The organism is Metabacillus litoralis, from assembly GCF_020524045.1.
GTDB classification, from domain to species: domain Bacteria; phylum Bacillota; class Bacilli; order Bacillales; family Bacillaceae; genus Metabacillus; species Metabacillus litoralis_C.
The window spans coordinates 1-13,615 of the sequence record NZ_JAIVKL010000015.1 but is presented as its reverse complement, the minus strand read 5'-3'; the positions used below and the strand labels follow the sequence as shown (position 1 = coordinate 13,615).

The following is a 13,615-nucleotide window of genomic DNA, read 5'->3' as shown; positions in this document are numbered from 1 at the left end:
AACATTCTCTGTAAACTTAATAAGGATTGTTGACGTTTAATAAAGGGAGTTGATCATCATGTCGTTAACAAAACAAGATCGGAAAATAACATTATTTGCGCTTACATGGCCTATATTTATTGAGGTACTACTCCATATGTTAATGGGTAATGCAGATACACTTATGCTTAGTCAATATTCAGATGAGTCAGTAGCTGCTGTTGGTGTATCAAACCAAATACTATTCTTATTAATTGTCATGTTTGGTTTTATCGCAACAGGTACAACGATTTTGGTTGCTCAATACTTAGGGGCAAAACAATATAAAAATGCAAAGGACATCTCTTCTGTCTCAATATCTGCAAATCTATTAATTGGACTATTAATAAGTGTAATTATCTATCTCGCAAGTGAAGATATTTTACATTTGATGAATATTCCTGAAGAACTTTTAGCAGATGCTACCTTTTATCTACAGTTAGTTGGAGGATTTTCATTTGTTCAGGCCTTAATTATGACAGCCGGTGCCGTTCTTAAAAGCTATGGTTATACAAAAGATACGATGTATTTAACCATTGGCATGAATATTTTAAATATTATCGGAAACTATTTTTTCATATTTGGTCCTTTTGGTTTTCCTGTTTTAGGAGTTCAGGGTGTTGCCATATCAACTGTTATTTCAAGAATTATTGGATTAGTTGTTATTATGTATATATTAAAACAACGTGTGCACTTTACCCTTAATATCAAAGAAATCTTCTCCCTTCCCGTTCATCATATTAAAAACCTGTTACACATAGGTGTACCGACAGCCGGTGAGCAGTTTTCATATAATACCTCACAAATGGTTATTACTGTTTTTATTACGATGATTGGAACAGAAGCTTTAACAACCAAGATATACACGCAAAATCTAATGATGTTAATTTTGTTATTTAGTCTTGCTGTAAGTCAAGGTACTCAAATATTAATTGGTTATTTAATTGGATCTAAAGATTATGATGGAGCTTATAAACGTTGCTTACAAAGCTTATATGCTGGTGTAACCATTTCAACTATTATGGCGATTATCTTTTCTATTTTTTCCGAATCACTACTTGGGATTTTCACAAATAATGAAGATATCCTTAAAACAGGTAGTGTGCTCATATTATTAACAATTATCCTTGAGCCAGGAAGAGCATTTAATATGGTCATCATTAGTTCATTAAGAGCCGTTGGTGATATCCGCTTTCCTACTTATATGGCGATCATTTCAATGTGGGGATTAAGTGTTCCAATCGCTTATATTCTAGGCATTCATTATGAATTAGGTCTTGTTGGTGTCTGGATTGCCTTTATTGCCGATGAATGGTTTAGAGGGGTTGTTATGCTCCATAGATGGAGATCAAGAATTTGGGAAACAAAATCTGTCATTACAAGAGCTGCTACAAATTAACGTAAGCTAAAGACAAAAGAGACTGATAATCTGGATGATTATCAGTCTCTTTTGTATTGCTATGTAGAATGCAGCTGAAACTGAATTTCCTCCGAATCAACATGAGAGACAAAGCATACTATGATTGTACAAACATTGATGAATCTACTATAATTCTGGATAGAAATGAGGGATTTTTTTATGAAAATTGATGAATTAACATTTAAACTATTTCTAATTTGGTATACTGTTGGCATCATTCTATTAACCTTTGATCTTATCCCGTCATATTTAGAATGGGCTAATGTCGTATTTTTAGTTCTGGCTGGTTTAATCGGTGGAATATATTTTTTAAAAACATTTGGCACGACACGAGGTATAAGTTTAAGTCTTTTCATCGTCAGCTTTTCAATCTTCGCTGAACATATTGGTGTAGAATATGGGCTACTTTTCGGAGATTACTATTATACAAGTGACTTTGGTCCCCAAATTATTGGAGTACCTGTAGCTATTGGATTTGCATGGCTCATGATTATTGCTGGGACACATGCTATATCATTGGTTATAACAAAACAACAGCATTTTCTTTACTATACAATAGTCGCTTCACTACTTACTGTATTAATCGACCTTGTCATTGATCCAGTTGCATATGAGGTGAAAAATTATTGGGTATGGAACGCAGAAAGCTTTTACTATAATATTCCGATGTCAAACTTTATTGGCTGGTTTATTGTAGCTTTTATCCTACATACAGTGATTTTTTTATTTTCTATAAAATCGAAAAAAATGATGACCATTTGGCACTCACGAATCGTGCTCGTATATTTTCTTGTATTAGTGATGTTTCTTTTATTATCACTTTTCCATACACAATGGCTCGCAGTTTTCATCACAGGAATTTTTAGCATGATCACGTTCATTTTTTATATAAGAAATCGTCAGCACTTTTCTTTCTGATGTTGAAATGAGGAATATTAATGATTGAAGCCAATAAAAAAGCTTGGTTTGAAGCTGTTTTTAATATTTACAATCGCCAACTTTTAAAGAAACACTTTAAAGGTATTTATTTACAAACTGCTGAACCATTACCTACTCAAGCTGTTTTTACAATAAATCACAGTTCCTGGTGGGATGCACTTGTTTTATTTCATTTGAATCGACATGTTCTTAAACATAATTTGTTTGTCATGATGCATGAAAAAGGATTAAAGGATTATCCTTTCTTCGGTAAACTAGGAGCATACTCAGTAAACAGACTTCTTCCAAAGGATATTGTCAGAGCTTTACACTATAGCACTACTCTTTTAAAAGAAGAAAAATCGGTTGGTCTTTTTCCACAAGGTGATGAATTTCATTTAGAAAAAAGACCTCTTTCTTTTTTACCAGGTGCTATCGCAATAATTGAAAAACACCATAACATTCCAATCCTTCCGATCACATTCTATTATAGCTTTGGACATGATAAAAAACAGGAAATTTACATTGATGTTGGTGATCCAATTTATTATAAATCCCTTCAAGGAACATCTCGTAAAGAGAGAAATCTTGCATTCGAGCAGATTTTCACTCACCAACTTGATTCGTTGAAACAAGCTGTTGTAAATGAAAAAACACATTCATTTCAAGCAATTCTCTAAGTAAGGGCTGTGAAAAGGTATGAAGAAAGTTGCGATTATAGGTGCAGGACTTGGTGGATTAGCAGCAGCAATCTCACTAGCATCTAAAGGCTATCAAGTAGACGTATTTGAAAAAAACAGTCATTGTGGTGGAAAGTTAATGCCTTATGAACTTGGAACACACAAATTTGATTTTGGTCCTAATACCATCACAATGCCACATATTTTCAAACAAGTATTTGAGTTAGCAGGAGAAAATGCTGATGACTATATACAATTTATCAAGCTTCCCGTTCATACAAGAAATATCTTTTCTGATGGAAGTAGATTCGATTTTACGAATGATCATAATTATATGAAAAAGCAACTAGAACAATTAGATCCTTTTGGTAAAGATCAATTTGATTCATTTATTAAGGAGATCACTAGACTTTACTCCTTGTCTGAGCAGCACTTCTTTTACAAAACATTTCAAAATCTAGGTGACTATCTATCTCCCAAACTGGGTATGGCCCTTATGCAGGTTAGACCAAATGAATCATTGCATCATTTTTTCTCACGATTTTTTAAAAAGCAAGAAGTCATTGAAGCTCTGTCACGTTATGCAACATATATTGGCTCATCTCCATATGTAAGCCCTGCAACATTTGCAATGATTGCATATTTAGAGCTTGTCCAAGGCGTTTATTATATACAAGGTGGAAATGTTAGGCTTGCTCAAGCATATGAACAACTTGCTAAAAAACTTAACGTAACCATTCACTTAAATACAAAAGTGACAAATATTTATGTGAAAAATCAAAAAGTAAAACATATTGAATTTGATCATCGCGAAAATTTTATTCCAGATGAAGTCATAATGAATGCAGATTTGTTGAAAGCCTATCCTGAATTAGTCAAGGAAGAAGATCGGCCACACTTTTCTACCAAAAAACGTGATCGATACCAATCATCAATCTCTGCATTTGTTATCATGGCGGGATTATCTGTTCGTAATAAACAGTTACTACATCACAATGTATATTTCTCTAACAATTATCAACAAGAATTTCAAGATTTATTTACTCATCAAACATATAGTGATAATCCAACTATTTATATTAGTAATAGCTCATATACAGATAAAACCCAATCTCCAAACGGAGATAACTTGTTTATTTTAGTCAATGCACCTCCTCTACAAGAAAACGGTGAGCTTGGAATAGATCCAGTGGAATATAAAAATAAAATCTATCAATTATTAGAAAATAGAGGTTTATCAATTCGTCATCATTTAATGCATGAAAAAATTGTAACTCCAAAGGATATTTCTGAGAAATTCGGTGCATATAAAGGTGCTCTGTATGGTCTTTCTAGCAATAATAAACTCGATGCTTTTTTAAGACCAAGTAATTTTGCTAAGGATATTAGAAATCTTTCGTTTGTAGGTGGCAGTACACATCCTGGCGGAGGATCGCCAATGGTCGTAATTAGTGGATTAAATGTAGCGAATGTCTTGTCGAAACGAAAATAGAATGCGGAAACACTTATTTTAAAGAGGGACAGGCAATGATTTCCTTCAAATTTCGAGTGGGTGTTTCAACAAAAACAGAGGCTGGGACTTAATTATTTAAGTTAATGATAAACCCAAATTATTAGGTGATATTTCAAATAAACATTTGCCTAATAGTTCGGGTTTTTATTTGCCGTCTTCAATTTTTTGATTTTGCATACTATTATTAAGAACTAGTGGAATGGAGCGGAAGACACTCGACTCCTACGGGAATGGAGGAAAGGCTGAGACCCCGCAGGCGCTTGCGTCGAGGAGGCTCAGCTTCCTCCCCGGAGAATGGAGTGTCTTCAGCGCAATGGAACAAACTAGTTTCTTTCAACTTAACTGAATTTAGATTTATTCGTCTTTTTGTATGACTTCTTTAATTATGTCCCAACCTCTTTTTTATCCAGATATTCTTGAAAGAATAATCGACTTTTCTTCATTGCTCACATATTGCTTCTCATCAAACACTTTATACTGTTTTTTCCTAATCTTAGACAAAATTTCTCCATACAATACAGCCGAGGCTTTCACTGGAGTTCTTGAATAGATCGGATACTCATTCATAGTTTCCATCGCTTTTTTATAATGTTGCTCTGCTTCTTTTGCAAGATGTTCCCATAGATTGATAAAGTTTTGATTCATTAGACCTTTTTGTAAATTCTGCTCACTATATTGATAACGATCCATAAGATCTCTTGGCAAATATATCCGATCTCTTGCTAAATCATCACCAATATCTCGTAAGATATTTGTTAATTGCATACCAAGCCCTAGGGCAATAGCTCCTTCACGTAGCTCTTCTACCTTATTTGGTGCTAGAATTGGTAAAAGCATTAATCCAACAGAACTTGCAACATGATAGGAATAAGTTAACACTTCTTCAACCGTGTTATACCGTGTTTTTACTAGATCCATTCGCTGCCCTATAATCATATCTAAAAAAGCATCTTTATTTAGATCATAGTGAGTAAAAGAATCATGTAATGCAACCCACATAAAATGATAGTTGCCTTGTGGAATTTTCCCATTTAGGAATAAATGAAATTCTTTTTCAAAGAAAGCTAATTCCTCATGTGGTGCAGAGCCTTCATCAACAATATCATCAACAATTCTACAAAATGCATAAACAGCCCAAACTGCTTTTCTTTTATGCTCTGGTAATAAAGAAAATGCCTTATAAAACGTCTTGGAGTGATATTTAATCACTTGTTCACATTGCCTATATGCGTTTGCTACATCGACCATTTTTCTGCCTCCTGTTCATTGTCATTTTGTAAAACATCGACCATATTTTTTGCTCCTTGCATCACAATTGGAATTCCACCACCTGGATGAACTGATGCCCCTACTGCATACACATTTTGTAGTGATGATGGTTTTGCTTGAGGACGAAAAACACCTGATTGAAATAGGATTGGTGCAATACCAAAGCTTCCTCCTTGAAACAAGCCTTCTTTTTCAGCAATATCTGGATTTCTTACCTTTTTCCAAACAATATGATTCCTTAAATTCGGATAACCTCTCACTTCTAATTCATCAATAATTTTCTCAATAAAATCTTCTTGTTGTGACCAGTCAATATGAGTACCCGATGGTACTGGGACGAGTGTATATAATACACCTTTACCCTCTGGTGCAAGGCTTGAATCGATAACAGAAGGATGAAATGAGTAAAACGATGGATCTGTTGGTACAATTTTGTTTTCAAATACTTCTTTCATATGGTTAGAAAAATCACTACTCATAAAAAATTGATGAACAGGAGTATTTTCATAGACTTTATCTAAGCCAAAATAAAGCAATAAACAACTAGATGAAGGTGTAAATTTACGTTCTGATTGTTTCGTTGAATGGAGTAATTTAGACATAATAGGAAAATCACCGTTTAATATAATGTGATCGGCGCTAACCCACTCATTCTCAATATAAAGTCCTGTTGCTTTGTCACCTTCAGAAGTGAGTGAAGTTACCTTTGAATTCAAATGGACCGGAATGCCCCTTTTTTCTAACTCTTTCTCCAAGACTTCTACTAAACTTGCGTAACCACCTTTAAGATAATAGATTCCATGTTTATGCTCACTATATGAAATAAGAGAATACAATGCTGGTGATTCATAAGGATTTCCACCTATATAAAGAGATTGAAGTGAGTAGGCTAACCTCATATTCTCTTCTTGAAAATAGGTTTTTAATGATTGATAGACTGTACGATATGCCTTAAGCTTTACTAATGTTTTGAGATTTTTCTTAGTCCAAAAATCCCTTTTATTTGAAAAAGATCTTTTTATAAAAGATTCCATACCTTGTTCAAATCGATGATCCATAACTTGCATGAACTTTATATAACCTTTTTTCTCATTAGGATAAAGTCGTTCTACCTCATTTAGCTGTTTTTCGTGATCATGATATTTTTGATATGTTGATCCATCTTTAAAATGAATTGAATAGAGTGGATCAATTTGAATAAGCTCATAATTTTCTGCTGGTACACCAGCTTCATCTAATATACTCGTAAGCATATGTGGTAAAAGCACAATTGTTGGACCTTCATCAATCTTAAAGTCATCTTGTTCGACATAAGATAGTCTCCCACCTAATCGATCTCGCTGTTCGATAATAGAAACATCATAACCCTTCTTATTCAAAAGCAAGGCTGACACTAAACCACCAATACCTCCACCAACAATAACTGACTTCATTTTGCATCCCCCAAATCCACTGGCAGATTAACAGTCTTAACCGAATGTTTATTTTGCTTTTCAATTGCATTTGTCGTGATACGCGCTGATTCAAGAATCGTAGGGAGACCACTACCTGGATGTGTTCCACCACCAACTAGCCAACACTTTTTCAACTCTTCAAATTCATTATGAGGTCGAAGGACCATCATTTGTGTTAGCTGATGACCAAGGTTAAAGGTAGCACCTTCATAAACAAGAATATCTTCTTCCCAATTTTTCGGTGTAATGATTTTTTCTACTTGTATATGTTTCTCTATATCTTTAAACTCTGTTTTTTCTTGAATTGTTTTGAAAACTAATTCTCTAAACTTTTCCTTTTGTGTTTCCCAATCAATTTGACTTAAATTACTAGGAACAGGAGCTAATATATATAAAGCAGAATGACCTTCAGGTGCTAATGTTGGGTCTGTCACACTAGCATTTTGAATATAAATAGAAGGATCTTCAGGCATCGTTAATGTTTTTGTAATTTCTTCGACATTTCTTTTATAATTATTTGCAAAAACAATTGTGTGATGTGGAAGATCATGTTTTTTATCTAAACCCACATAAATCATAAAAGTTGAACATGAATATTTCTTCTTTTTCAGCTTCTTTTTTGAGTATTTTTTCAACACACCGTCATCTACAAGGTTTGTCATAACATGGGCAAAATCGCCGTTAATGATCACTTCATCAGCTAAAACTTTCTCTCCTGTTTCAAGTTCTACCCCTGTAACCGTTTTACCTTCAAGTAATAGCTTTTTCACACCTTTACTTAAATGGATTTTACCACCAAGTTCTTCAAATGCTTTAGCCATCCCTTTAGATAACTGATTCACCCCTCCTTTGGGATGATATATTCCATATTCATGCTCCATATACGAAAGAATCGAAAAAGCTCCTGGGCATTCCCATGGCGACATTCCTAAATATTTTGATTGAAATGTAAAAGCAAGCTTCATACGTTCATCATTAAAATAGGTTGAAAGGACATCATATAAACTCTTGGAAACAGTCAATTGCGGAAGTGCTTTAACAACTCTCCATCTTAAATAATGATAAAATCGATCCATTTTACTTTGTAAAATAGGTGTTAGTGCATTCATTTTTTTTCTCGTATCATCCATAAATTTTTTATAGCCATCCCCTTCACCAGGGACTATTTCATTTAAACGGTTTATCATATCACGTTCATTTCTTGTCATATTGATGGTGGCATCATCAAAAATGAGTTGGTACATCTCTTCAATTTCAATGAGGTCAACATAATCATGCAAGTTTTTACCTGAGGACTGAAAAATTTCCTCTGCTATATGTACCATACTCAAAAATGTAGGGCCCATATCAAAAGTATAACCTTCCGCTTCGATCGAGGCATTCCGACCACCTATGTATGATTGTTTTTCATAAAGATCAACATCGTATCCCTTGCTAGCTAACATCATCGCAGCAGCTAACCCACCTGGTCCTGCTCCGATCACAACCATTTTTTTCATGATGAACACCTCCATTAATTGTACAATAATTATACAAACATTATACACAGTAAACCTATAAAACTCAAACAATAATAACCTATTCAATATGCTAACTTTTTTTCACTTAAATCCTTATATGAAAAAAAGACAGGCTTTATGTATTTTTTTAAAAATTAGAGTCAGATCTGAAAGAAATAAAACATTCTTTTTCATCAATTCCTGAGAAGGAATTCACTTAGAAAAAAAGAATTATTTTCCCATGCAACTGCATCTCAAGTTTGATGACAATACAAAGTTCAGCCAATCAAAAAAACTGCTCCTATTAAAGAGCAGTTCTTTTGAATTTGTATTATCTTTCATCTAAATTAATTGAGTAACTTTCAAACCATACATGAATTTGAGCAAGATGAGCAAGAAGCTGTGGACCTGACATTAACTGGCCAAACCATGGTACTTGAAAGGCTTTACCTTCAGATTGGATAATATTGTTTAATTTTTGTTCATTTAATAAAACATGTAAAATCGAATCATTCTTATTCACAAGTGATTGCAACCATTCTTTTACTAGTCTTGTATACTCAGGATTATGTGTTTTCGGATACGGACTCTTTTTGCGGTATAAAACTTCGTTTGGTAATATACCTTCCAACGCTTTTCTTAAAATTCCCTTTTCACGATCACCATGCATTTTCATATCCCATGGAATGTTCCAAGCATATTCTACAAGGCGATGATCAGCAAATGGTACGCGAACTTCCAAGCTAGCTCCCATACTCATTCTATCTTTCCTATCCAATAAATTCGTCATGAACCAATGCATATTTAAATAGAAAAGTTGACGTCTTTGAGTTTCTAATTGTGATTCTCCTTCAAGTAATGGTGTTTCGTTGACTGTGTCTTGATACCTAGCTTGCACATATTCATCTAGGTTTAATTTCTCTTGCCATTCTGGTTTTAAGAGGCTAATTCTTTCATCAGTAGATCGCATCCATGGAAATGCTTTATTCGCAAGATCTTCAGGTCGATGAAACCAAGGGTAACCACCGAATATTTCATCTGCACATTCACCTGATAAACCAACAACAAATTCTTTTTTTATTTCCCGACAAAACCATAGCAAGGAGGAATCCACATCAGCCATTCCAGGTAAATCACGAACAGAAGTAGCTTCAATTAAATGATCAACAAGTTCCTGTTGTTTAATGACACTACTATGATGTACAGTGTTAAACGTTTCACTCATTTTCTTAATCCATGGTCCATCAGAATTTGGTTGGAATTCATTCGCTTTAAAAAATTGCTCATTGTCTTCATAATCGATTGAATACGTATGAAGCCTTCCCTTACCTTCGTTTTTATAATGTTCAGCAGCAATTGCCGTTATTGCACTTGAATCAACACCACCAGAAAGAAAAGTACATAAAGGAACATCTGATACTAGTTGACGCTTTACTGCATCAGTAAATAAATAACGAACCTTTTCTGCTGTTTCATCAACATTTTCTTCATGTGGCTTACTCTCTACATCCCAATATCTCCATTTCTTCAATCCATCCTTTGAATAAATTAAAGCATGTGCTGGACGAAGTTCATCAATTCCTTTAAACACTCCAACTCCAGGAGTTCTAGAAGGTCCTACACCAAAGATTTCTGACAGTCCGTTTTTATCTATTACAGCTGAAACAGAAGGATGTGCTAATATCGCCTTTAATTCTGAACCAAAGATTAATGAACCGTTTTCCTCTTTAAAAAATAATGGTTTTACCCCTAAACGATCTCTTCCAATAAACAGCTTTTCTTTCGTTGAATCCCAAACAGCAAATGCAAAAATACCATTTAAGTGATGAACACACTCTTCTTCCCATTCAATATATGATTGAAGCAATACTTCTGTATCAGAGTGTCCTTGAAATGAATAACCGCGAGAAAGTAGCTCCTTACGGATATCTTCTGTATTATATAACTCACCATTGTAGCAAATTGTATAAGTATGACCATCTTTTGAACGAGTCATAGGCTGAACTCCACCGGAAGGATCAACGACTACTAGTCGTTTGTGTCCGAATAATACATGGTTTTCTCCCCAAATGTTTGTATCATCCGGACCTCTTTTTGCTAAAGTTTCTGCCATTCTCTTGATTGTTTTTTGCTCAGAGCGTATATTCCCTTTAAAATTTATCCAACCTGTAATTCCACACATTTAAGCATCATCTCCCTAGCACAAATTTATCCTTCAATACTCACTATGCCTATGTCCTCTAACAGATGTAGGTATCATATGCCCATATTCACTAAAGTGTGAATTGTCCAATATCAACATTTATGCATAATTTAAAGAGTTTTTGTCTAAAACGATGGTAGCGACATCTAATTCACACACATATTTCAACTGGAGGGTTTAACATGAGTCCGTATAAGCGAACAGATCTATTACTAAATCAAGAACGTTCGTACGTAACTGGACTGATTGAAGTCACGAACAATCAGTATGTCATTTATGATGATATGAGTGATGAGCTTCATTTATTAGAAGAAAATAATGAACCTCATTTAGAAATACTTAGTCCTATCGGCTGGAAACCTGGTAAATGGTTAGGATTAGGGAAGGTGAAAACCTCGTCTGGAATCTTTTCAGTAAATGGTGGAGACACCGTCAGAATAAGAAAGAAGCTTCCATTAGCTTTAGACGAAATGTTAAAAGAGCTTCAAGATGAGACATTTATCAAATTACTAAAACATCTTAATTCAAAAGGGTTTTCACCTTTTGACTGTATCTATTCTTACAATCAGCTATTATTTTTAGATAATCAAATTCATAAAAATGGTGTTTCTTTTTATCAATTTGATAATGAAGAGGAAATTTGTGCAATTCAGCATCATTTTAAGCGAGGAGTTCATTCTTCCGATCGGTTTGAAATAACAACAAGCGTCGGAAAAAGAAGTATAATTAGTGGGCTTTTTTGATTTAGGAAAAATCTTAGGTTTTTCTAGTTCACTGTTTAATGTAATCATCCATACAATCAAAAAATGCCTGCTCTAATAGTAACGGGTTCCGATTCGGGGTGCAAAAAGATAAATCACATTATGTTTTTAGCGTGAATTCACATATGAATTCACGCTTTTAATTTTGTTGGTAAATCAATTCTCATTCAACTTCTTCACAAAATACTCCTTATATTTCGCATAAAGTTTCTTTAAATTGACAATACTTGTTGTACAGTGAGAACGTACGTGCGAAAATAGTTGTGAAATAGCCTGCGAATTGAATATTTATTTCATTGATGCTGAATAATATAATGAAACATTATTTGGAGGTGATACTGATGAATAAAACATTCATCCTTGTAAGTGGTCTATTAGTTGTATTTGTTCTAAATTCTTTACATATCAATGCCGAGGCACCACCAAAACTATCCCCTGAATGTATTAAGAAAATGGAAAAGCGAGATGAACAATTCACAAGCCTTATTATGAGTGATGTTATTTCTAGCTTTGATTTAGATATTGATGAACATAGCTATATTGAGGTGACATCTAGGGATTTGGATGCTGCAAATATGATATATGGCGGTAAGGAAAAAGACGATTACTACAATTCGCTAATGCAACATTTCAATGTTGCATCTCGTGGAAAACCTAGGTTGTTTATTAAACCACAGGAAGCATATTTATTGTATAAAGAACCAGATTACACAGACGTAATGATTCATTTGGAGCTTAAAGGTTCTAAATGGGAAGTAATTGACCAGAAAAAGAAAAAGGGTAACGAAATTGAATACAAACAAATTAAGTGTGAGAAAGAATACATTAAAAAGAAGAAAGAATATTACTCGAAATAAAAAAACGCTGTTGAATATGAATTAATCAACAGCGTTTTCTTATGCGATTTATTGTGTGAAATATTGCTTGTTTTAAAGTGGAAATACATAAGGGATTATACTTGTTTGCACCTTAAAACGGAACCCGTTACTCTAATAGAGCAGGCATTTTTTGATACACTAGAAATTTCTTAAAAATGGAAAATCCCTAAAGGAAGTCTCATTCCTAATAAAATGGTTAAAATAAGGACAACGACAAATTGAATCCAAAAAATTCTTGTTGGTTTGCCTTTTTTTGATCTAACCAGAACCATTTCCATCGTACCGATTGTCCATATTCCTAGAATAATCTTAGCAATATATTCACCATTCAATTGATACACTCCAGAAACGATGACAATCCCCGTAATAATAATCAAAATATAGAATAATCGTAAAACCATATGTACAATTTTAAATGGTTTTTCTTTCCCAGACTTAAAGAATGAGAATGCCACAAAGAACAGTATAATTCCTAGTAACCATGTAGTAATATGTGCATGTATCATTTTCTTCCTCCTTCAATTCCTTAACCCACTTTATTTTAGCATGATTTTACGAAAAACTTAAAGAAAGTATCATAAATTCCTATATTCTTGTGTCATTTTTTTGAATTGAATTAAATTTCTACATTAAGAATGGATTATGATACTTTTCAATGGGAGTATAAGGAACTATCTTGTACCTGATATCAAAGTAAGAACTTTCATTTAATATGCCGCAGAGTAAAGGTTCTAGTTTCTTTAATAACATGCTTAGTTGTTTAGACACTTAACAGGATCGATTTTAATGGATACCCAGTTTCCTTTAGAATCCTTTTTATATTGAGAAATTAATACATCTGTATCATTTGTTAATTGTTGAACTACCCGCCACTTAACTGCTCTCGAGCTGTTTGAAGTGGGGGATTCCTAAGAACACCAGCGCACCCGCCAGTTATGGTTAGGCTACACCCGCAGTCCCTGCGGTTAGAAGTCTTATCGCTTCATTTTTAAGATTTTGTCC

11 protein-coding genes are annotated in these 13,615 nt (G+C 33.9%); 6 read left to right on the top strand and 5 right to left on the bottom strand.

Features of this window, described 5'->3' with window-relative positions; translation table 11 throughout:
• The first annotated feature begins 58 nt into the window (after positions 1 to 58).
• The 4 genes from LC076_RS18365 (at position 59) to LC076_RS18350 (ending at position 4,528) form a co-directional block, all read left to right on the top strand.
• On the top strand, positions 59 to 1,417 hold the full coding sequence (locus tag LC076_RS18365) for an MATE family efflux transporter (RefSeq protein ID WP_226670548.1): 1,359 nt from the start codon (positions 59 to 61) through the stop codon (positions 1,415 to 1,417).
• 180 nt (positions 1,418 to 1,597) lie between these two features.
• Complete coding sequence (locus LC076_RS18360; RefSeq protein ID WP_226670547.1) at positions 1,598 to 2,356, top strand: carotenoid biosynthesis protein; 759 nt, start codon at positions 1,598 to 1,600, stop codon at positions 2,354 to 2,356.
• A gap of 20 nt (positions 2,357 to 2,376) precedes the next feature.
• Complete coding sequence (locus LC076_RS18355; protein ID WP_226670546.1) at positions 2,377 to 3,036, top strand: lysophospholipid acyltransferase family protein; 660 nt, start codon at positions 2,377 to 2,379, stop codon at positions 3,034 to 3,036.
• A gap of 19 nt (positions 3,037 to 3,055) precedes the next feature.
• Positions 3,056 to 4,528, top strand: a complete 1,473-nt coding sequence (locus LC076_RS18350) for a phytoene desaturase family protein (protein WP_226670545.1) — start codon at positions 3,056 to 3,058, stop codon at positions 4,526 to 4,528.
• Positions 4,529 to 4,951: 423 nt separating this feature from the next.
• Here the strand turns inward: LC076_RS18350 and LC076_RS18345 are convergent, their stop codons facing one another.
• The 4 genes from LC076_RS18345 to asnB form a co-directional block, all read right to left on the bottom strand.
• On the bottom strand, positions 4,952 to 5,797 hold the full coding sequence (locus LC076_RS18345) for a phytoene/squalene synthase family protein (RefSeq protein ID WP_226670544.1): 846 nt from the start codon (positions 5,795 to 5,797) through the stop codon (positions 4,952 to 4,954).
• Positions 5,785 to 7,251 carry a phytoene desaturase family protein gene (locus LC076_RS18340; RefSeq protein WP_226670543.1) on the bottom strand — a complete coding sequence of 489 codons (1,467 nt, stop codon included), beginning with the start codon at positions 7,249 to 7,251 and terminating at the stop codon, positions 5,785 to 5,787. Before LC076_RS18340 ends, LC076_RS18345 begins: the two co-directional genes overlap by 13 nt.
• Positions 7,248 to 8,771: a phytoene desaturase family protein gene (locus LC076_RS18335; RefSeq protein ID WP_226670542.1), complete on the bottom strand. Its 1,524-nt coding sequence runs from the start codon at positions 8,769 to 8,771 to the stop codon at positions 7,248 to 7,250. The genes LC076_RS18340 and LC076_RS18335 overlap by 4 nt, the downstream gene beginning before the upstream one ends.
• A gap of 331 nt (positions 8,772 to 9,102) precedes the next feature.
• Positions 9,103 to 10,953 (bottom strand): asparagine synthase (glutamine-hydrolyzing), encoded by a 1,851-nt coding sequence (gene asnB / locus LC076_RS18330; protein ID WP_226670541.1) that lies wholly within the window; start codon positions 10,951 to 10,953, stop codon positions 9,103 to 9,105.
• A gap of 203 nt (positions 10,954 to 11,156) precedes the next feature.
• Here asnB and LC076_RS18325 point away from each other — a divergent pair, with 203 nt between their 5' ends.
• Both LC076_RS18325 and LC076_RS18320 read left to right on the top strand, forming a co-directional pair.
• Positions 11,157 to 11,717, top strand: coding sequence for a DUF2777 family protein (locus LC076_RS18325; protein WP_226670540.1), 561 nt, complete (start codon positions 11,157 to 11,159; stop codon positions 11,715 to 11,717).
• A 359-nt stretch (positions 11,718 to 12,076) separates the two neighbouring features.
• Positions 12,077 to 12,592: a hypothetical protein gene (locus tag LC076_RS18320; RefSeq protein ID WP_226670539.1), complete on the top strand. Its 516-nt coding sequence runs from the start codon at positions 12,077 to 12,079 to the stop codon at positions 12,590 to 12,592.
• 170 nt (positions 12,593 to 12,762) lie between these two features.
• On the opposite strand, the gene LC076_RS18315 is transcribed toward LC076_RS18320, so the two are convergent.
• On the bottom strand, positions 12,763 to 13,119 hold the full coding sequence (locus LC076_RS18315) for a YisL family protein (protein ID WP_226670538.1): 357 nt from the start codon (positions 13,117 to 13,119) through the stop codon (positions 12,763 to 12,765).
• Positions 13,120 to 13,615 lie beyond the last annotated feature (496 nt).